General features: G+C 42.5%; 18 protein-coding genes. 10 read left to right on the forward strand and 8 right to left on the reverse strand.

Annotated elements, in window-relative coordinates:
• Positions 1–8: 8 nt before the first annotated feature.
• From JJQ94_RS16530 to ilvY, 3 genes are all read right to left on the reverse strand, one after another.
• On the reverse strand, positions 9–1,835 hold the full coding sequence (locus JJQ94_RS16530) for an Ig-like domain-containing protein (protein WP_099028817.1): 1,827 nt from the start codon (positions 1,833–1,835) through the stop codon (positions 9–11).
• A 309-nt stretch (positions 1,836–2,144) separates the two neighbouring features.
• Positions 2,145–2,840, reverse strand: a complete 696-nt coding sequence (locus tag JJQ94_RS16535) for a response regulator transcription factor (protein WP_010373828.1) — start codon at positions 2,838–2,840, stop codon at positions 2,145–2,147.
• Between the two features lie 63 nt (positions 2,841–2,903).
• The gene (ilvY, locus tag JJQ94_RS16540; RefSeq protein ID WP_010605095.1) at positions 2,904–3,797 is read right to left on the reverse strand and encodes an HTH-type transcriptional activator IlvY; all 894 of its coding nucleotides are present in this window, start codon (positions 3,795–3,797) and stop codon (positions 2,904–2,906) included.
• Between the two features lie 105 nt (positions 3,798–3,902).
• Here ilvY and ilvC point away from each other — a divergent pair, with 105 nt between their 5' ends.
• From ilvC to JJQ94_RS16560, 4 genes are all read left to right on the forward strand, one after another.
• Positions 3,903–5,375: a ketol-acid reductoisomerase gene (ilvC, locus tag JJQ94_RS16545; protein ID WP_039497351.1), complete on the forward strand. Its 1,473-nt coding sequence runs from the start codon at positions 3,903–3,905 to the stop codon at positions 5,373–5,375.
• A 270-nt stretch (positions 5,376–5,645) separates the two neighbouring features.
• Positions 5,646–7,547, forward strand: coding sequence for a methyl-accepting chemotaxis protein (locus JJQ94_RS16550; protein WP_099028818.1), 1,902 nt, complete (start codon positions 5,646–5,648; stop codon positions 7,545–7,547).
• A 197-nt stretch (positions 7,548–7,744) separates the two neighbouring features.
• Positions 7,745–8,944 (forward strand): tetratricopeptide repeat protein, encoded by a 1,200-nt coding sequence (locus JJQ94_RS16555; protein WP_099028819.1) that lies wholly within the window; start codon positions 7,745–7,747, stop codon positions 8,942–8,944.
• Between the two features lie 8 nt (positions 8,945–8,952).
• Entirely contained in the window at positions 8,953–9,888 is a 936-nt protein-coding gene (locus tag JJQ94_RS16560) for a M20/M25/M40 family metallo-hydrolase (RefSeq protein ID WP_099028820.1), read from the forward strand.
• On the opposite strand, the gene JJQ94_RS16565 is transcribed toward JJQ94_RS16560, so the two are convergent.
• Positions 9,816–10,148, reverse strand: a complete 333-nt coding sequence (locus tag JJQ94_RS16565) for a GIY-YIG nuclease family protein (RefSeq protein ID WP_099028821.1) — start codon at positions 10,146–10,148, stop codon at positions 9,816–9,818. The two genes, JJQ94_RS16560 and JJQ94_RS16565, sit on opposite strands and share 73 nt — an antisense overlap.
• 181 nt (positions 10,149–10,329) lie before the next feature.
• Between JJQ94_RS16565 and JJQ94_RS16570 the strand changes: the two genes are divergently transcribed.
• Positions 10,330–10,689 (forward strand): outer membrane protein assembly factor BamE, encoded by a 360-nt coding sequence (locus JJQ94_RS16570; protein WP_010373815.1) that lies wholly within the window; start codon positions 10,330–10,332, stop codon positions 10,687–10,689.
• Positions 10,690–10,747: 58 nt separating this feature from the next.
• Here JJQ94_RS16570 and JJQ94_RS16575 read toward each other — a convergent pair whose 3' ends face one another.
• Both JJQ94_RS16575 and JJQ94_RS16580 read right to left on the reverse strand, forming a co-directional pair.
• Positions 10,748–11,083, reverse strand: coding sequence for an RnfH family protein (locus tag JJQ94_RS16575; protein WP_010379113.1), 336 nt, complete (start codon positions 11,081–11,083; stop codon positions 10,748–10,750).
• Positions 11,083–11,517 carry a type II toxin-antitoxin system RatA family toxin gene (locus JJQ94_RS16580; protein WP_099028822.1) on the reverse strand — a complete coding sequence of 145 codons (435 nt, stop codon included), beginning with the start codon at positions 11,515–11,517 and terminating at the stop codon, positions 11,083–11,085. Before JJQ94_RS16580 ends, JJQ94_RS16575 begins: the two co-directional genes overlap by 1 nt.
• 141 nt (positions 11,518–11,658) lie before the next feature.
• Here JJQ94_RS16580 and smpB point away from each other — a divergent pair, with 141 nt between their 5' ends.
• A complete protein-coding gene (smpB, locus tag JJQ94_RS16585; protein WP_010379116.1) occupies positions 11,659–12,141 on the forward strand; it encodes an SsrA-binding protein SmpB in 483 nt (160 codons plus the stop codon).
• An 82-nt stretch (positions 12,142–12,223) separates the two neighbouring features.
• Here smpB and fabB read toward each other — a convergent pair whose 3' ends face one another.
• Positions 12,224–13,438, reverse strand: a complete 1,215-nt coding sequence (gene fabB, locus JJQ94_RS16590; RefSeq protein ID WP_010379118.1) for a beta-ketoacyl-ACP synthase I — start codon at positions 13,436–13,438, stop codon at positions 12,224–12,226.
• A gap of 176 nt (positions 13,439–13,614) precedes the next feature.
• Here fabB and mnmC point away from each other — a divergent pair, with 176 nt between their 5' ends.
• Positions 13,615–15,600: a bifunctional tRNA (5-methylaminomethyl-2-thiouridine)(34)-methyltransferase MnmD/FAD-dependent 5-carboxymethylaminomethyl-2-thiouridine(34) oxidoreductase MnmC gene (mnmC, locus tag JJQ94_RS16595; RefSeq protein ID WP_099028823.1), complete on the forward strand. Its 1,986-nt coding sequence runs from the start codon at positions 13,615–13,617 to the stop codon at positions 15,598–15,600.
• Between the two features lie 185 nt (positions 15,601–15,785).
• Here the strand turns inward: mnmC and JJQ94_RS16600 are convergent, their stop codons facing one another.
• Positions 15,786–17,282: a DUF3612 domain-containing protein gene (locus tag JJQ94_RS16600; protein ID WP_099028824.1), complete on the reverse strand. Its 1,497-nt coding sequence runs from the start codon at positions 17,280–17,282 to the stop codon at positions 15,786–15,788.
• A 145-nt stretch (positions 17,283–17,427) separates the two neighbouring features.
• Here JJQ94_RS16600 and JJQ94_RS16605 point away from each other — a divergent pair, with 145 nt between their 5' ends.
• The 3 genes from JJQ94_RS16605 (at position 17,428) to JJQ94_RS16615 (ending at position 20,993) form a co-directional block, all read left to right on the forward strand.
• On the forward strand, positions 17,428–17,916 hold the full coding sequence (locus JJQ94_RS16605; protein WP_010379126.1) for a malate synthase: 489 nt from the start codon (positions 17,428–17,430) through the stop codon (positions 17,914–17,916).
• Positions 17,917–18,010: 94 nt separating this feature from the next.
• Complete coding sequence (locus JJQ94_RS16610; RefSeq protein WP_099028825.1) at positions 18,011–20,197, forward strand: cation:dicarboxylate symporter family transporter; 2,187 nt, start codon at positions 18,011–18,013, stop codon at positions 20,195–20,197.
• A 268-nt stretch (positions 20,198–20,465) separates the two neighbouring features.
• Complete coding sequence (locus tag JJQ94_RS16615) at positions 20,466–20,993, forward strand: hypothetical protein (RefSeq protein WP_099028826.1); 528 nt, start codon at positions 20,466–20,468, stop codon at positions 20,991–20,993.
• Positions 20,994–21,001: the final 8 nt, after the last annotated feature.

Genomic DNA, 21,001 nt, shown 5'->3' on the forward strand with positions numbered 1-21,001 from the left:
AATTTAGATTACCAGTTGGCAACATTCTCAGCATCGAAATCATATGCAGTTGCAATGATTTCTCGCGCTTCCAATAAAGCAGTCTTGTAAGCTTCCACTTTATCTGCCGCGAATTCAGGCTTATCACCCATCAATTCATGGATTTTAACAAAATCTGCATCTGTGACAGGAGAAAACGGATTAAACTGGAAGTTTAATGCGAAGCCTTTCATTTCAGACCAGTGCTTTGCTACTGCATAGAATTGATCGGCATCAAAATCACCTGATGCGATATCGTCTAAATCACCATCATCATTTGAGATTGTATCATTGATATAATGCACAACGGTTGCAGCGATCGACTTTTCCCATGCTAACAACGCTTGATTACGCAATGCTTCTAAGCGTGCTTTGTCTTCGTCTGACCACTGCGCAACGTCATTACCAACATTCGCATTGATAAGTTTACGTGCTTCAATAAATGCCAACTGGGCTTGGGCAGTTAAGTCCGTTGGATTCGCATTAGATTTAGTACCACGGTCACGTTTTGCTGCATTAGTTGAGTTACCAAAGTTAAACTCTGACAGTAAATCAATTTTCCCGTCTTTATTTAAGTCATGATAACCACTGGCATAAGCTTCGCGGCCACCTTTTGCAGATAGTTCATCATCTGAATAATCTAAGTAGTCTATCGCGGCACCAAAATAACCATAGCCTTCGTCAAACTTGTGCTCGAGCTCTGTATAACTTTTACCTTCAGCTAGCGCAGAGTTGTCTGCCGATTTTGCTCCGATAAGTAAATCATCAAGGTAATCATCCGCAGCCTGAGACAGCGATACGGCACCATTTAGATGTTTTTGCACCAATTGAGCCAAATCTAAGCCTTCAGGTGTAACATACAATTTATTCAACGTTACTGCTGTACCATTATGCTCTGCTTTGATAGCCGAACCATTTTCAAATTGGGTAAGCTGGGCTTTTAATAAGTCTAAATAATGTAAAACTAGGCCTTCAGGTGTTTTTGACTGTGTACCAAAATCAGTCCAACCAATCATGACCCCATCCTCTTCCCATGCTTTATGCATATAAGAAGTGTCACGCCCGGCTATTTTACCACCTTCGCCAGCGACGTTTTTAAGCGAGCTTGAAATATCTCCTAACGTGGTTTGTGTAGCGTTTGCCGCAACAGCGAAATCTAGAGGTTCATCCAACACCACTGTATCTGTCGGCATCAAGAACATTTTGATCTCTGCGATTGCTGCTTCAGCTGTTTTTTGGCCAGAGGCGTTACCCACAGTTTCATTATTAAGCTTACCCATTAAGCTTTTGATATGAACCATAGCCGCGTGACGTGCGATTTGGCCAGAATAAGACACTGAAGATTCGCCTTGGGCGTTCTTAAAGTCATAGCGGTTTACACCCGCTTTGTTTTCTTCAGCAATTTGCTGAACAGCAATTTCAGCTTCAACTTCTGTTTTTTCGCCTTTGCTGTCAGTTGCAGTAATAGTTACCGATACTTTACCGCCTTCAACCTGTTCAAAGTTTAGTGCGTTTGCGGCTTTGAGCTTAACCGCACCGTCAACGATTTCAAAACGGTTGTCAGAGATGGTTAGTGTCAGTGCACTTACTTCATCGCTATCGTCAGAAAAAGAGATATTTGCAACCGCAGCACCTAGCGTATCTTCAGATACTGATGCACTGTCTACGGTAATAGTAGGTGCAGCATTGGTGGCTGGAGGTGGTGTTGTGTTGTTATCATCGTTGTCATTTGAGTTGCTGCTAGAGCCACCACATGCGGTGAGGCCTAAAGTTGCAGCGAGAATAGCAGTCGTTAACAGAGACTTTTTAAGTGCCATTGAATTGTTCCTTTGAGACTAATTATGTTTATATTTTCATAACTAGGCGTAAAGTATACACACACCTAAATAGCAATCAATATTATTTGCATTGTATAAATAACAATTTTTTTAAAAATGCTACGTAACAGCTAACTACTCTGGCGCTATCACTCGTCAAAAAGAATATGGATACTCCCTATAAAACAAAAGGATAACTCCATAAAGATGGCGTTATCCTTTTGTGTCAGAAACCTGTTTCACAAATTTCTCCGAATTGAGCATTCGAAAAATTCGAAGTATCTTTGCGTTAAATCAAATTGTTACTTTTTAGTTCCAAACGTCGGTAACAAATAAGTAACCCTGACGCCAAATCGTTTTGATCTTCTCTGGACGACTCGGATTATCGTGTAGCTTTTTACGCAAGCGAGAGATCCGGACGTCTATTGTTCGCGTATCTGGGCGATAGTATTTGCCAAGGATCTGCTCGTATACAAAGTCACGTTTCACTACTTTGCCGCCATTGCTCGCAAGTAACCATAGCAACTCAAACTCATGGGTTGTGAGGTCAATGCGCTCCTGCCCATAACTCACGCGCCTAGTGTTTTTGTCGATATGCAGTTGGCCAAAGGTTAATTGCTCTGGCTCATCGTCAAACTGCGAGTTTGCAGCTTGCCTTCTTAAAACTGCATCGAGTCGAGCTCGCCATAATCTAGGCTTTGCATCTTTAGAAATAACTTCGTCAGCACCGAGCTCTAAAAACAGGCTGTGAACATCCTCGTCATCGCTGTCAAGACTGACGATCACGGGAGCTTTGAATCTTTGTCTAAATTGGCTGATTGAATCGCAGGTTGGTACGGATGCGATAGCTTGATCAAGCACGATACCGTTAATAGATTTCCCTGAAAAACCGTTCAATTGACCTAATTCCCTCAACAACTCAACAGTATAGCCTTGCTCTTCAAGCATTTTTTGTTGTGATGTCAATATATTGTTATTGCTTTGTGCAACCAAGATAGTGGACACGGACGCACCTCATTCATTCAACATGGATGAACACAGTGTAGTCACGCAACCTGAATGGATGCTTTACAGCGTAAATAATCCTTTTGCCGTATCCCAAAGTGCTTTAACAACTGGGTCATATAACCGTTTATTCTTAGTTACAAGTCCAATTTCAATTTCATCCGATCTAAGCTGTAAAAGCTGAACTTGATTCTTAAATGGACTTTGACTAATTACTATCTCGGGGACACACGCAATACCAAACCCTAAGCTCGCGAGCGCAACCATAGCTTCATGACCCGAAACATGCGCATAAACTTTAGGAACAAAATTGTGTTTTTTGCAAAAGTTATCAATTCGATCTTTTAACACACCTTGCTCTGGCATAATAAAAGACAGCCTCTGCCACGGCATTTCACTATGACTATATTCATCAATAATAGACTTAAGCGGACAGTCCATCGTTGGGCCAATAAACACCAATCTCGAACGGCCGATTGGCAAGTACTCTATACCGTTCGGTAGATGTTTTGGCTTCACTGCTACCGCGACATCTTCCTTACCACTGGCAACTTCTGCTATTGAATGCGCGGGGTCGCCGGTAATAAGATTTAACTCTACTTGCGGGTACAAATGGCGAAACTTGGAAAAAAGATCATAAATAAAACTGTACGTCGCAGTCACTGAACAAAATAAACTCAGCTCACCGGTCAAAGGCTTATCATCGTCAACGCATTCGCTCTTAAACTGCCGCCAGCTTGCCAACGTCGCTTGCGCGTAATGAACAAACGCTTTGCCTTGCTGAGTCAGCTCAACGGTGCGATTATCTCGTAGGAATAAAGGTGCGCCGACTTCCTCTTCTAACTGTTTGATTTGACGACTTAATGTCGGAGGACTTACAAAACAGCGTTCACTCGCCCGAGAAAAATGTAGTGTATCTGCAAGTGCCAAAAAATATTTTAGTTGTTTGTGATTCATAGTATTTCACCTTTTGAAACACTATAGTTCAAATATATCATTTTACGCAATCAAAAGTTCGCCCTACTCTGACTTCAATCTATTTCTACAGAATCAGGAAATATCATGTCGAATTACTTTAATACGTTATCTTTACGTGAGCAATTAGCTCAGCTTTCTCAATGTGAATTCATGGATCCAAAAGAATTCGAACAAGGTGTCGACGTTCTGATTGGTAAAAAACTGGTCATCGTTGGTTGTGGCGCACAAGGTTTGAACCAAGGTCTAAACTTAAGAGATTCTGGCTTGAACGTCAGTTACGCACTACGTCCTTCAGCAATTGAAGAAAAACGTCAATCGTTTCTTAATGCATCTGAAAACGGCTTTATTGTTGGCACCTATGAAGAACTCATTCCTGAAGCAGATTTGGTTCTAAACTTAACGCCTGACAAACAACATACTTCTGTTGTAAACGCAGTAATGCCGTTAATGAAAAAAGGCGCGACACTTGCCTATTCTCACGGCTTCAATATCGTAGAAGAAGGTATGCAAGTGCGTGAAGATATCACCGTAATCATGGTTGCACCAAAATGTCCTGGCACAGAAGTACGTGAAGAGTACAAACGCGGCTTTGGTGTACCTACGCTGATCGCAGTTCACCCTGAAAACGACCCTGAGGGAAAAGGCCTCGCCCAAGCTAAGGCATATGCGGCAGGTACCGGTGGTCATCGTGCTGGCGTATTGCAGTCATCCTTTATTGCTGAGGTAAAATCAGATCTAATGGGTGAACAAACCATCCTATGCGGCATGTTGCAAACTGGTTCATTACTATGCTTTGACAAAATGGTAGAAGAAGGCATTGAACCTGGATATGCATCAAAGCTTGTACAATATGGCTGGGAGATCATCACCGAAGCGCTAAAACACGGTGGTATCACCAATATGATGGATAGACTGTCTAACCCCGCCAAGTTGCGTGCATTTGAACTGAGTGAGCAACTAAAAGACATCATGCGCCCGCTTTACAACAAGCATATGGACGACATCATCAGTGGTGAATTTTCAGAAGGTATGATGGCTGATTGGGCTGAAAACGATAATAAATTGCTTACATGGCGTGCAGAAACGGCACAAACCGCGTTTGAAAAGCAAGCGAATACTGATGCTGAAATTTCAGAGCAGACTTTCTTCGACCAAGGTATTTTGATGGTTGCTATGGTTAAAGCCGGTGTAGAGCTAGCGTTCGAAACCATGACAGCGGCTGGCATTATTGATGAATCAGCGTACTACGAATCACTACACGAAACGCCGCTAATCGCGAATACCATTGCGCGCAAAAAGCTGTTCGAGATGAACCGTACTATTTCTGATACCGCAGAATATGGTTGCTACCTGTATAATCACGCATGTCTACCACTATTGAAGCCATTTATGGAATCAATCACAAAACGTGAGATTGGTGAAGGCTTGTTAGACAGTGACAATTATGCTGACAACCAAAAGCTCATCGCTGTAAACCGTGCGATCCGCAACCATCCGGTAGAAAAAATCGGTGAAATCCTTCGCGGTTACATGTCAGATATGAAAAAGATTGTTTAGTAAGTAGAAATAAATTTGCGTCAATAATATAGCAAACTAGTTCGCTTGTTAGTAACCAAGGCCACTTTCCACCCTGAGATTGTGGCCTTTTATCTCTGTTTCTCAACATAACCTCCCATTTAACTCAAATACAGTTAACACTAAATACTGAGATTAACTTTATTTTATAAACCAAAATTATTTTTTTGTGACTTGGATTGTTACTTGTTCCGAGCTGGTTATTTACTATGCTAGAATAATCGGTTCCACGGGATTACACACACAAATCGAATGCAAAACACAGGTTTAACAATTACTCAAAGAATTACCCTTTTGGGTAGTCTCATTGCGATTGCTGTCGCTTGTTTAATCGGGTTTACCTCGCTTTACAGCGCCAAAACGCTCATTAATGAACGCATGATGCAATCTGAATTGCCAAGCAAGATAGAAAGTATCAATAAATCATTAAGCAAGCAGATAGACACGTTGAAAAATGCAGCCGAGCAGCTTTCAAGCAATTTATTAATCACCCAAAGTGCCAAGCAAAATACTTTGGACGAAAAACTTCTTGTCAACGAACTCAAGCGTATTGCGGCGCAGTATGACTTAGTTACGGCTTCTTGGGCTAACCGCGAAACCAATCAATATTGGAATCAAAACGGCTTTCTGCGAGTACTAAATAGAGAGCAGGATGGTTGGTTTTTCGGCTTTACCACTAGTGGCTCGGCATACTCTATTAGTATCTATCAAGAAGCGCCGGGCGATGTGAAAATGTTTGTAAACCATCAACAACTAAGCGGTGTTGGTTTAGCTGGACTTGCGAAAAGTATTGATGATATGCAGGCGATGCTTGCTAATATGAAAATCGAGAAAAGTGGCTTTGTTTTCGTCATTAATAGGCAAGGTACGGTGCAATTGCACCCAGATGCAAGCAAAGTCGCCAAGTCCTCAATTGAAGATTTTTACGGCCAGCACAGTCGTGATTTTACCTCCACACGTGGATTTATTGTTAAAGAGTTGGAAGTGGATGGCGAAACCAATTTAGTTGCAGCGAGCCCAATTCCAAACACAGATTTGCTTGTTATTGCCCAAGTGCCAACCAGTGAAATCAATAGTGGGATCACTTCCCTGCAGTGGCAAATCATTGGTTTTTCGCTAGTGATTGCGCTAGTGGCGAGCTTTTTTAGTATGCTACTGGCTAAGAACTTAAGCGCGCCACTTAAAAAGATGGCAGATTTATTCGAACAGCTTGGCAGCGGCGACGCAAAACTCAATTATCGTTTACCAGACTCAGCACAACCTGAACTTCATGCTTTGGCTGGCGGCTTCAACCAGTTTATGGCTAAGATCGAAGAAGCTATCCACATGGTTGCGGAAGAAAGCCGTTCAATTCGCGTGACGAGCGAAGCCGTGTTTAAACAGAGCCAGCAAAACTCTCAATCTCTGGATGAACAAAAGTCCCAAACTATGTCTGTTGCCGCGGCAATCAATGAGATGGGCGCGACAGTACAAGAGATAGCGAGCAGCGCGACCAACACTGCAAAATTAACAGAAGAAAGTAAAGCGTCAACTAAGCGCAGCCGTCAAGGAGTACAAGAAAGCCAAGAAACACTTCACTTACTTGCTGGTGACATCGAAAATATGGCAGGTCAAGTCGCTACGTTGGCCGAAAAAACACAGTCCATTGCCAACATCGTTGATGTGATCAGAGGCATATCTGAGCAAACCAACTTGCTTGCACTCAATGCCGCGATTGAGTCTGCGCGTGCGGGTGAGCATGGTCGTGGGTTTGCCGTCGTTGCAGATGAGGTGAGAGCACTTGCGAGCCGTACATCACAATCTACCGACGAGATCCAAGCAACGATATCTGAATTAACTCAGGTGTCTGGCGCTGTCGTAAACCAAATCCAACAATCTAGTGAACAAGCAGAGCAAAGTGTTCAAACGATGCAATCGTCAGTGGAATTAATGTTGGAAATCTCGGAAACCGCAAATCAAATAAATGACATGACTGCGCTTATCGCAACAGCGACAGAAGAGCAAAGTAATGTCGTCGCGGACGTCGGCCGCAACATCGAGCAAATTAGCGAAATAAGCGATGCCGTGATGAACGAGCAACTTGACACGGAACAAGCAATTCAGCGTCTTGCTGCATCAGCAAAAGCGCTTGATGATCTCGTCGCGAGCTTTTAACCTCTGTTCAACTCTAAAGTAAGCCTGCACGTTTCGTATCGTAGGCTTACCCTTTCACATTGTCTCTTTGTTACATGGTGTAACAATCACACCGCGCAAATTTTGCAATTATAGTCTAGATTCAATAATAGTAAGGGTCAAAGGTCAGCAATTAAGCCATAACTAAAAGTCAGCCGAATGCCCAATCTGGAGGTTGTATGAAGATAGTAATTCAGTTCTCTATTATTGTGCTTAGTGTTTTACTTAGTGCCTGTAATAGCACTCCCAAAGCGACGATAGACACGTCAATTCTCAATTCAAAGCATCAATTTAATATCCAGCCTGTAGAGTCATACTCAGAGGTATTTCAGCTAAACAATCAAATTAAAGCAAAACTCGCTCAATATTTTCATAACGACGAAATTGGCGTTAAACGCGCAAAAATGTTGATGGCGTTTTTGGTCAATAGTGGCGACGATTCAATGTCATATTTATCTGGCGCTAATCTCACTGCCAACCAAGCTTTTAGTAATATGAATGCCAATTGTCTTTCTCTCTCAATTTTAACCCATGCTATCGCGAGGCAGGTGGGTTTGAGAACACAATTTCAACGTGTACACATACCCGAATATTGGGACGAGAGCCAAGGCTACAGCTTGCTCACAGGGCACGTAAACATAAAAATCTTTGAAGTGGATAATACCCAAGATTCTGTAAAGACACTGTATGTCAAACCCGCTTCCGTTACCGTAGACTTTGACCCTAATAGCAGAGCACAACATTTTAGTACATCGGCAATAGATACAAACACTATCTTATCCATGTTTTATAACAACAAAGGTGCCATGGAAATGATTAATGGCGACCTTGACATGGCCTACAGTTACTACAAAGCAGCGGTAGAGAGCGATCCCTATCACGATGGTGCATGGGGAAATCTTGGGATCCTATATCGCCTAACTCAACAGTACGAGCTTGCTGAACGCGCATATAACCAAGCACTTGCCATCAATCATGACAATCGAAACGCACTAGGCAATCTTGCAAAACTTTACCATCTCACAGAGCGTGACCGCGAAGCAAAAGTGATCGAAGCCAATATTCACAACTTAAGAAAGAGCAATCCCTATTACATGCTAGTGTTGGGTAATGAAGCGTTTAAGCATGGAAATTTAAGTCGCGCTAAGCATTTTTATCAAAAAGCTTATCAACTCGACCATAGTATTCATGGCAGTTTCTTTGGATTAGCAAAAGTCGCATTTGAAGAAGGGAATAGAGAAAAAGCGGAGTATTACCTCAATAAAGCATACAAAGCATCTGTCTTCGAGCACGACAAAGCACGCTACGAAGGCAAATTAGCCTTATTGAGAGGTGTTGCAAGCAACCAGTTAAATTCCACAGACAACGATGAGAGATAACAATAACAATGAAGAAGCTCCCTTTCAAACTACTCGGCATAATGCTGACCGCGATAGGTACCACGAATGCAGTAGCGCAGGCGCAACATCCAAGTATTGCTAATATTGATAATATATTGGTGCAAGATTTACAAACACTTACGAGCATTAATCACCAAGGCCGTAAAAGTGGTGCTCAGTCTCCCAATATCAGTGCACAATATATTTTTGCTGCTTTTGAGCAATTAGGTGGAAATCCGAGCTATCAGCACTTTACCTTTAGAGCCGGTATTTTTAGTAAAGACGCAGGTCACAACATTACAGCGACTTTGCCTTGCACCCAACCTCGCTGTGACAAGGCCATTGTTATCAGTGCGCATTACGACCATTTAGGAACCACAGGACAGAGACATTATCCAGGCGCCAATGATAATGCATCTGGCGTAGCTGCGATGTTACACATGGCTAGGCAACTCAGTAAAACAAATCGCGCTCGCGATATATTGTTTGTCGCAACCGATGCTGAAGAGCGCGGCTTACATGGTGCAAAATATTATGCCAAACACCTTACTCAGGAAGTTGAACTCAATATCAACCTCGATATGTTAGGGATAAATAACAACAACCGTTTATTTGCGTTGTTTTCACCGGGTTTTAAGGAATATAAAACAGAGCTCCAGAACAAGGCGCAATCTCAAATCAAATTGACTATAGTATCGTCACAACGACAAATTGAACGTTATACAAATAATCCAAGAATTGATTGGCACAAAGCAAGCGATCACTACGCCTTTTATCGCCAAGGGATCCCCTATATTTATTTCGGTATGGGTGAAGATAAACATCATCACACGACAAGAGATACATTAGATAATATGGATTTAAATAAGTATCAGGCAGGGGTAAATCTCATCAATGACTTTATTTTGTCATTAACTCGTTCACCACTTGACTCTACAAGCTGAATTTTTTGTGCTTTTGTAAGCCGCTTAACATGCCACTCAAGTTTTGCAGCTTGGGACTTAGTACCGACTCGATATTGGTATTTTAACGTTAAGGGCCCTTTACCTTTTAAATTTTTTGCCCCTTTCCCAGCCTGATGCTGCTCTATGCGCCGCTCCACATTGGTTGTTATTCCTGTGTACCAATGACCAAAGCGCGTTTCTAGGATATATAAGCTCCAAGTAGCTTGGTGTTCCGTTTTATTGGACTCGCTAAGTAACATCTTTCCTAGCACTTAGTGGTTCTCCTCAAGATTTTATCAACGATTTGTGTTGCACATGATGACTATTGCAACTTATGTACGAACTTTTTACACTTAGTGCAGTCCAATTCCGCTAAGAGACTTTACCTTCTCTGTGCAATCGGTATCATGCAAACAACTGATAATAAGGATACACAATTTCATGCTGTCTAATAAAACCCTTTCTGTTTGGCTCAGTGCTGTAGTTATGACGGTGTTTATGTCTGGCTGTTCAAGCTGGATTTATCGCATCAACGTGCCACAAGGTAATTTCTTAGAGCAGTCAGATGTAGATAAGCTTCGCGTCCAAATGACCAGAGAGCAAGTGCTATATGTACTAGGTACACCACTTGCAAAAGACACTTTTAATAACAATGTCTGGCATTACCAATACGTATTTAATATTGACAGAGACTCTGAGGTCCGAAAGTCATTTAGCGTTTATTTCGAGAATGACAAACTAGTTCGCGTGAGCGGCGACTTCGAAGAGCCAGAAGAATTTAACACCCCTTTAGACTCATAGAGTCAAAGGGCACACATTATTTCGTAGTCAAAGGGGAAAGGTATTTCCCCTTTTTTAATTATTCCTTATCTCCTAAAGAGACAGGTCGCCCACCGGTAACTTTGCTTGCACGACCTTCTTCTTTTGCTTTTTCCGCACGGCGCCTGCGCGCTTCTTTCGGGTCAGCAATTAACGGACGATAGATTTCGATTCTGTCACCATCGCTGACTACTTGCTGTAATTTTACCGTTCGGTTCCAGATCCCGAGCGTCAAATCATTCGCATCTATCTCTGGGCATTTTTCTAAAATCCCTGACTGTAATACTGCTTGCTCAGCAGACGTCCCTTCAGGCACATCAACCGACAATGACGTCGCGCTGTCTGGCAATGCAAATACCACTTCAACCTTTATCATCATCTCGCTCCGTAAACAACTTTGGCTCGCTGGGTAAACGCAGACACCATATTCTTGGCCACTTCATTGAATAGCTTGCCAAACGCCATCTCAATTAATTTGCTCGCGAATTCAAACTCTAATTTTAAACTCACCTTACAAGCCTGTTCATCAAGCGCGGTAAATTCCCAATAACCATTTAAAGACTTAAATGGTCCATCTACTAGGCACATTTTTACTCGATTGCCGTCAAATTCATTTTTTGTGGTAAACCACTTTTTTAGGCCGGCTTTCGAAATTTCTAGACTCGCGGTCATCCCTTGTTCATCATTGCTGATAACTTTTGCATCTGAGCAATGCGGTAGAAATGCGGGATAAGCGTCAACATCATTGACCAATTCAAACATTTCCTTGGTGCTATACATCACCAAAGCACTTTTTTCTATCTGTGGCATAGACACTCCAAATCTTAATACGAGGATTTTACCAAGGTTTTGCAGATTTATCTTGTTTGCAGCCACTGACTAAGTAAAAATACGTCACATTAATGAAAAAGCGCTGTCTTAAAACAGGATTTATAGGTAGACTAAGCCATTATGGCAAAGAAAAATTCAAGTAAATCAAATAGCAATACCATAGCGCTAAATAAAAAAGCGCGTCATGAGTATTCACTACATGAAAAGTTCGAAGCAGGTATCGAATTACAAGGCTGGGAAGTAAAAAGTATCCGCGCCGGCAAAGTCAATATCTCAGATACTTACATCCATATCAAAAACGGCGAAGCCTATTTGTTGGCCAGTCAAATTCAGCCGTTAAATAGTGCTTCTACACATGTGATATGCGATCCGCTTCGTTATCGTAAACTGCTACTAAATAAACGTGAAATCTCACGTCTTATCGGTGCAACCGAGCGTGATGGTTATTCTCTGATTGCCACAGCAATGTACTGGAAAAAGTGCTGGGTAAAACTCGAGTTCTATCTTGCGAAGGGTAAAAAGCAACATGATAAGCGTGCTGATATTAAAGACCGTGACTGGTCACGTGATAAAGAACGTTTGATGAAACACAATGTACGTTAATTTATTTTAAGATACGAACAGAACGAAAAAAGCAGGCTTAGCCTGCTTTTTTGTGTTTGATATAAGGTTAAGCGTAAAGCGCTTAACCTTTGTACTTTTGCATCACAAGTGTGGCGTTAGTACCACCAAAGCCAAAGCTGTTGGACATAACGGTATTAAGCGGCCCATCACGGCGCTCGGTTACAATGTCTAGGCCTTGTGCTTGCTCATCTAGTTCATCAATGTTGATCGATGGTGCGATAAAGTCATTATCTAGCATCAGCAAAGAGTAAATCGCTTCATGCACGCCAGCCGCACCGAGTGCGTGGCCTGTCATCGCTTTAGTTGCACTGATAGCCGGAGAATTATCGCCAAACAACTCTTGAATAGCGCCTAACTCTTTCACGTCACCAACTGGTGTTGAAGTACCGTGCGTGTTTAGGTAGTCAATCGGTGCATCAAGACCTTGCATCGCTTGTTTCATACAGCGCACCGCGCCTTCTCCAGATGGTGCTACCATGTCGTAACCATCTGACGTTGCACCGTAACCAACGATTTCAGCATAAATGTGCGCGCCGCGAGCAAGTGCGTGTTCTAGCTCCTCAACTACCACAATACCGCCACCGCCAGAGATTACGAAACCATCACGATTTGCATCATACGTACGTGATGCGCGCTCAGGCGTTTCATTATACTTGGTTGACAACGCACCCATGGCATCGAATTCCATCGCGAGCGTCCAGTGGAGCTCTTCACCACCACCAGCAAAAATAACATCTTGTTTGCCTAGTTGAATTTGTTCAACAGCGTTGCCAATACAGTGTGCTGATGTTGCACATGCAGAGCTGATTGAGTAGTTCACACCTTTAATTTTAAAAGGTGTCGCCAAACACGCAGAAGTCGTGCTTGCCATGGTACGTGGAACCATATAAGGCCCTACACGCTTTACGCCTTTTTCGCGCAGAATATCAGCAGCTTCAACTTGGTATTTAGACGAACCACCACCAGAACCTACAATAAGGCCTGTGCGTTCGTTTGATACTTGCTCTTCTGATAGTCCTGAATCTTCAATTGCTTGTGCCATCGAGATATAAGAAAACGCTGCCGCGTCCCCCATAAAGCGATGTGCCTTACGGTCAACGAGAGATTTTACGTCGATATCTATTTTACCAGACACTTGGCTACGTAGGTTGTAGTCTGCAAATTCTTGGTTAAAAGCAATACCGCTCTTACCTGCTTTTAATGACTCTAAAACTTCTTGCTTGTTGTTGCCGATGCTCGAAACAACACCGATCCCCGTAATAACGGCTCTTCTCATGGGTTTATTCCCTTCGATATTACAAATTATGCGTAGTATACGCTGAATTTTAGCGCCAAGTGGTCAGCTTTCCAGCGTACACATGTACTCTGAACCTAAATAACTAAAAATGCAACCAGACTATTGAGTCGAAAGACAGTAAAATAGTTCCCAAATAGTCGAACATAGAGTCTTTCATGATAAAAAACGCTCAAATACACTTCAACGATGCTGGTACCCCTGTTGCCGATAGTTTTGACGATGTCTATTTTTCCAACGATGATGGGTTAGCTGAGTCACATTACGTCTTTTATACTCAGAACCATATCGACGAGCGGTTACAAAATCATGGCAAAGACCGATTTGTCATCGCAGAAACTGGTTTTGGTACTGGATTAAACTTTCTCAACGCTTGGTATCACTTCAACCAGCGTAGCAAAGACGCAAGCGTTAACCAACTCCACTTTGTCTCATTTGAGAAATACCCAATCCATATTGATGATTTAGTTAAAGCGCTACAAGCTTGGCCTACGCTTGCCCCGCTCGCCAAAAAACTCTGCCAACAATACCCGATGGCCCTTGAAGGATGCCATCGCCTAGAGTTTGACAATGGTCAAGTGACTTTAGATTTATGGTTTGGTGATATTCACGATAATTTACCACAACTAAGTTTTGAACAAACCGGATTTGTCGATGCTTGGTTTTTAGATGGTTTTGCACCGAGTAAAAACCCAGATATGTGGCAACAATGCTTATTTGATGCCATGGCCAATATGAGCCGAGACAGCGCTACTTTAGCTACATTTACCGCAGCGGGTTTTGTCCGCAGGGGACTACAAGACGCTGGCTTTGCGTGCAAAAAAGTCAAAGGGTTTGGTCGCAAACGCGAAATGGTGGTCGGAACGCTGAGCCGTGCCAATAAAAATTCCAATACTCCAGCGTATTACAGCACCACACCACGCAAACTAGAGAATATCGCTATTATTGGCGGCGGTATTGCCTCAAGTTGTTTGTTGTATCACCTTAGTAAACGTAATCTAGGCGCAACACTTTTTTGCCAAGACGACGCCTTAGCCAAAGGTGCTTCTCACAATCGTCAAGGCGCACTATATCCAAACCTGCAAGCAGATCACACGCCATCGAGCGAGCTATACGCCCACAGCTTTTTATATGCAAAGCGCCTTTATCAGCATATTGCAAATGCGGGCTACCACTTCGCACACGATTGGTGTGGCGTACTCTTGCAGTCCGTTAGTGAGGCCAAACGAGCGCAGCATCAAAACTTAGCTGAAAAAGCAACTTGGCCGCATGACTTAATTCATGCCGTTGATGCCAAGCAGGCTTCAGTTATCGCAAATACAACACTGTCCTACGGTGGACTTTATATTCCAGAGGCTGGCTGGCTAAACCCGGCAGAGGTAACGCAAGCAGTGTTTGATGCAGCTCACGCATTCAAAGCGGTTTCGACTCATTTTAATACTGATATACAAAAGCTTGAAAAAACTGAGAGTGGCTGGCTGTTACACAGTGAAGATAATACATTTGGGCCGTTTTCAGATGTTTTTGTCTGTGGCGGTGAGCACTCTGACCGATTCGAGCAAACCAAACATATTCCTATACACGGCGTTCGCGGTCAGGTCTCTCATGTTGATGCTGGAGAAGAATCACAAAAACTCAATACTGTACTTTGCCATAAAGGGTACTTCACTCCCGCAATGAATGGGCAACATTGTATGGGCGCAACATTTGAAAAAAATAGCAAAAGCCGAGAGGTAAAAGCCGAAGATGATGCAGTTAACCGCGCCCAGCTTGAACGCTTTTATAAAGACACGGATTTAGCCGCGAGTCTTGGCGAGATTACCTCTGCAAAAGCCGCTGTACGTTGCTGTTTTAACGATCATTTGCCTATGCTTGGTCAAGTCCAGCATAACGATGAGTTTTGCTCGGCCTTTGCCAATTTAAGAAAGGGAAAACACTACGGTTTTGGGAAGCCAGCACTACCCTATGAAGGAATTCATATCGTTACCGGTTTTGGCGCACGAGGACTGTGCAGTGCTCCACTTGCTACTGAGCACTTAGTTGCAACTCTACTTGGCGAAGCAAGACCTTTAAGCGAACGAGTACATCAGGCAATCCACCCAGCAAGATTGCTCGTCAGAGATTTAATTAGAAGTAAAATCTAATAATGGCTAAGGCATAACATCACCTAGATATTATGTCTTAATCGATATACACCCATTACACGGTAAAGACCTGTCTATTTACGACACCCCAATAGTCGTCTTGATATTGAGATTCGCTGTAGTCGATACCGTTTAATGTCAATGTTTTGCGCTTTAAACGGTTTAACTAACTGAGATTATGAAGACTACTCAAGGTTACTAGCTGAAGAAAGCACATAACACCCCGGCTTTCTTGGGCAGCTTTTTCCTCGAGTACAAATCACCCGAACTGAGCCCTCAAGCCCTCTTTCAATCCACTGGATATTTAAAATCTTGGCGACACGGAGTAATTGGGTTTTCATATGATAGGGCACCACGCTCGCCCCACCGTGGCTAATACAAGCTTGTTGCAATTCTCCAATCAAGGCATCGGCATCAATCCCTTGTGCATTAATAGCAGGATTGAGATCGAGACCTGCGCACAACACCCTTGGACGATTCGCAACATCAACGATTTTTACTGACTCACAGCAATACAAACGCGGTTTACCATTGACGTTCAGGATCGAAAGCTGAGCACTGGCACTATTACTATCATCATGAAATTTACGAAATACGGCCCAGTGCTGACACGGATCGGCAACGCTACGCATATTGCCCCAAGGTAAAGGAATGCCATTGCCCCGATACACCGCCTTTAGTTTACCTGCTTGATAAGCATCAAAATAATGCCAATGTGGATAAGGTGAAACCGATGTCATTCTGCGCATTGCGACGGAAGCAGAAATACCAAGTTGCTCATGGACGCGCACATCGTAACCTCGGCTTTCGAGTAACTGCCGAAATGGTGTACGGGGACACAATAAAGCCCCTGCGAAGAAGCTCGATTCAAAATCTTGCCACGCGCTCAAAATATCTTGGGCATTTGGGGTATCGTGATCTGGATTATCACTACTCTTTCGGCTTTCTCCAGTCGTGAGTACACATTCTAAACCCTCACTATTGTGAAGCACGGCATGGCCAATATGAACGGCTAAATCGTATTTCATTCTCGCGGGATGTGCGTGCAACGCGCGATTTATAAACACCATGTTTGGCTCTTTGAAATAAGAAGTGATCATCCCCTCTCCGTCAGGCGAAGATTGCTCAAACCACTCCACTTTTCGACCTTTTGCTATCAAGATTGCCATGAGGTCATCACAGCTGAGATAGAGATTTTTACCTCCCACTTCATCGGCTGCTCGCTCTAAATCAGGAAAGTGGTTTTGATGGTGTTCTTGGTGGGCGCGGATCAAAAGGTGCGCAAACTGCCTACCACTGATCCCCGCTTGGGACAGCATTTCTGGGATCGCAATTTGTAATATCTCTTTGGCAAATAGAAAGTTGGGCTCTAAAGCCATCCCCATTATCCCACCGAAATTGCCTTTATCTGGCGCTATCTCCGGTGCTTCTGGTTGACTGTCTAAAAACCACTCAATCGGCTTTTGAAATACAGTAGAGAAGTTTTCGAGCATCGCTTCGCTTGGCGTACGCTGGCCTCTTTCAATCATTGATAGGTAGGAAACGGAGGGCGCACTGGCCGGATCTTGCTTAACACATCGAGCCGATAAGTCTTCTAAAGTCAGATGGTTACGCTTTCTTAGATTTCTTATTTTAGTGCCCAAAAAGTGAGACTTTCTAATTAAGCTTGCAACTTTTGCCATGATTTCACACCCCATTTTTGTGAAATTCACACTGTGAAATTCTTTTTGTGAAATTATTTGAATATTTAACTTACACTCAAAATGTACACGAAACAACCAGAATATATTTCCCAATTTATGACAACATGAACAAGTGAGGTGGATCATGGCAGCGCAATTACAACCGCATACAGAGCAACCAATTGACGATACGAAAGCGCAACAGTCAATGCTGGCAAAACAGTATCTTGATGAACAATGTCCTTTAGAATTTGGCTCACACATGGAGGTGACAGACTATGTGGTTTACTACAATCACCTGCTTGCGTTTTTTGCCAACGGTACCCATTGTGGTTTAAAAAATTGTAGCCAATTCGTCGCGCTTTGCGGTCACCGTGAAACGCCAGAGGCTATTTTGTTAAAACAGGACGATGGCTTACATATTGAAATTACCTTCAATCGCACCGGAATGCTCGGCCAATTTGATAGCGCCCATATCGAAGATATTATCGTCGAAACACCACTGGCGTCTGTGGTTGGTAAAAAGACTAAAACCCAGCTACAAAAACTGTGGATGAGCTTTTATCACGGAGTGCAACAACCGGCAGGAAAAGCCTGTTATCGTGCCAAAAATGGGGATGATTATGAACTTTGAGTAAACACTCGATAATTTGTAATCAAATCGCTCAAACATTCAGTAAGTTTTAAGCTAAGCTAATTAAAATACCGCTCTTTTTTCGAATGAGCACATGACTAAATTGCTTAATTTTCTAAAAAACATTAACTGGATGCTTTGGGCGCTCATACTTGGCATTTTTGCTGGTTTAGTTTTCGGTGAACGGTTATCATTTTTAAAACCTATCGGTACAGGTTTTGTAAATCTGATGCAAATCACCATTCTCCCTTATATTGTCGTCAGCCTTATCGTGGGTTTGGGGAAATTTAATCCCGAACAAGTTAAAAGCATTCTTGCAAAAGCGGCGTTAGTCATGATCTCCATTTGGGTGGTAGGTCTTGCTGTGATCTGGTGCTTTATTATGACATTACCAGCGCATGATGCCGGGACCTTTTTCTCCCCAGCACTGGTCGCCGCAGCTCCCGAAGTAGACTTCGTTAAACATTATATTCCCTCTAATCCCTTTGCTTCTATGGCAGAAGGTAATGTACCTGCCTTAGTCATATTTTGTATTGCGCTAGGTATGGCGCTTATTTCTAATCAAAAGAAAAACCGTTTGCTCGATGTGTTAGAAGTTGTCGGTCAAGGTCTGTCGGTTATTTCCAAGAAGATCATTGCCATCTTCCCTATCGGCATTTTTGCGATGACAGCAAGCACCGCAGGCACCATGAGCGCAGAAGAGCTATCTGAATTGCAAGTGTACTGGGTTGTCGTGTTATGTGTCGGCGTGTATTTGATGTTAGTACTACTACCTATGCTTGTTGCTGCACTCACCCCAGTTAAGTACCGCGACCTTATAATGGTTATGCGCAATGCGTGGATCACCGCATTTAGTACCGGAAACGTTTTTATTGTATTGCCAGTGATCACCGAGGGGATCAAAGAGCATTTACGCAAAATTAAGCAAAGCGACGAAAGCTCTGATCACATCGCTGAGGTGTTAGTGCCAATCGCTTATACCTTCCCGAGTTTAGGAAAGCTTACGACCCTCATTTTTGTCTCTTTTGCAGCATGGCTTACAGGCAACCAAATCGGCATCGAACAAATTCCTAATGTGTCTTTGTCGGCGATGCTAAGTTACTTTGCTAACGTACATATCGCTATTCCCTATTTGCTCGATACCTTGCGTGTCCCGGCTGATACTTATCAGTTATATCTATCGATGTCAGTACTCACCGCAAAAGTGGTTTCACCGACCACTGTGGTGTATATCTTCGCATTTGTATTTTTATGTATTTTCATCAACCGCAGACAATTACACCTAAAACGCGTGCGCTCGGTTTATTATTTAACGCTACTATCTGCATTACTCCCAGCATTTATGTTGTTGAGTTTTACAGCAAATAATTACCTTGGTAAACAAACTAAATCGGCCGATGAGGCCATTGCTAATATGGTGATTTCAGATACCGTCCCTGCTCATGTGCTTAGCTATGTCCCTAAAGCATACCAAAGTGGTGAGTTGTCTTTGACAAATATCGATGTGATTAAAAAACGTAACTTGCTGCGTGTTGGATATCTTATCGATAATGTGCCGTTTAGTTACTTTAATCAAAAAGACCAGTTAGTTGGTTTTGATGTCAGCCTCGCACATGGGCTCGCATCCGACCTTGGGGTTAAAATCGAGTTTATTCCTTTCAAAAAGCCACAACTGGCAGAGTATCTCAACAAAGGATATTTCGACATTGCAATGTCTGGCCTTGAAATTAATATTGCCGACTTACAAAGCGTGCGCTTTAGTGACAAGGTGTTGGAACTGCAACTGGCGCTCTTGGCCAAAGATCATGATTTAAAGAAGTTTGCTGACAAGTCAGCCCTACTTACGCTTGATAAGCTGAATTTAGCTCACGTTGAGTATGCTCCGCTACTCAAACAATTGGCGCAGCAAAACCCTAAGGTAAAAGTATCCGGTATTAACAATCTGCAAAGCTATTTTAAGCACCCAGAAAAATATGACGCCTTAGTGATCAGCGCAGAGGCGGGCTTTGCATGGAGCATGTTCTACCCTAAATTTGGTGTTGTAGTGCCGGAAGGGGCGAGTTTGAAATACCCCGTTGGATTTGCTGTCGCCAAGCGCAATCAAGATTTACTGAGTTATGTAAATGCTTGGCTGACTATCCAGCATACCAATGGCCGTATTGAAAAAACCTATGATTACTGGATCTTAGGAAAAGGTAGTGTACAAAAGCAAACTCGCTGGTCGTTAATGGATGAACTTGAAATCGACCCAAACACACTTATTGATAAACTGAAGTTCTAATACCAACGGAATAAAAAAACGCCGTCAGTTAACACGTTAACTGACGGCAAGTCTACTCACTGGGCGAGCTAGCTTTCAAGCTCACTTTAACCTTAGCTAAACCACAAAATAAAACAAGTTTTTAACAAAAAATTAATTTAAATATACTTTCTTGTTTTCCTTCTAATTTACTTCCCTCCTAAGTACGCATATTGATTGTTCAGCTTTATCTAGTATGCTAGCTTTATTTTTGGACCTATTTTGGATCACTCAAATAAGGATTAAATTTATGAGGAAATCTTATCCAAATTTAATTTTAGCTTTGCTTGTGATTTCCACATCATTTGCAGCAAGTGCTTCCGCATCGATTGAAAATAAGTATAAAGAACCTATAGAACGTATTGAAGTATACGGTGAGAAGCCGAGATATATTTTAAAGTTCGAGATGGAAGATGCTAAAAAGGACTTTTATGATTTGTACAACAAATTAACTGAAGACGATTCATTTAAAACAAAATGTGAGAAGAAAGCGCGGCTTGGCAGCAAAATTAAATCTTTCGGTTGTGAAACGCGTTTCACAAAAAGTAGCTTTCATAACATCACCAAACAGCACATACAATTAAATACAGATCTTAAATATCCTGCTGCCGCCTTGCGATACCTCTCAATGCCAGACATATCCGATGTTTATTCTGTCACCAATACGAAGAGAAAGGCACATAAAGAAGACATCTTTAAGCAAATCAACGAAAACCCAGAGTTAAAAGAGGCTTTCATTCATTTTGCAAAGAAATATACAGCCTATGAAAGTAAATAACCACATTT

The organism is Pseudoalteromonas sp. GCY, from assembly GCF_016695175.1.
Lineage (GTDB): Bacteria > Pseudomonadota > Gammaproteobacteria > Enterobacterales > Alteromonadaceae > Pseudoalteromonas.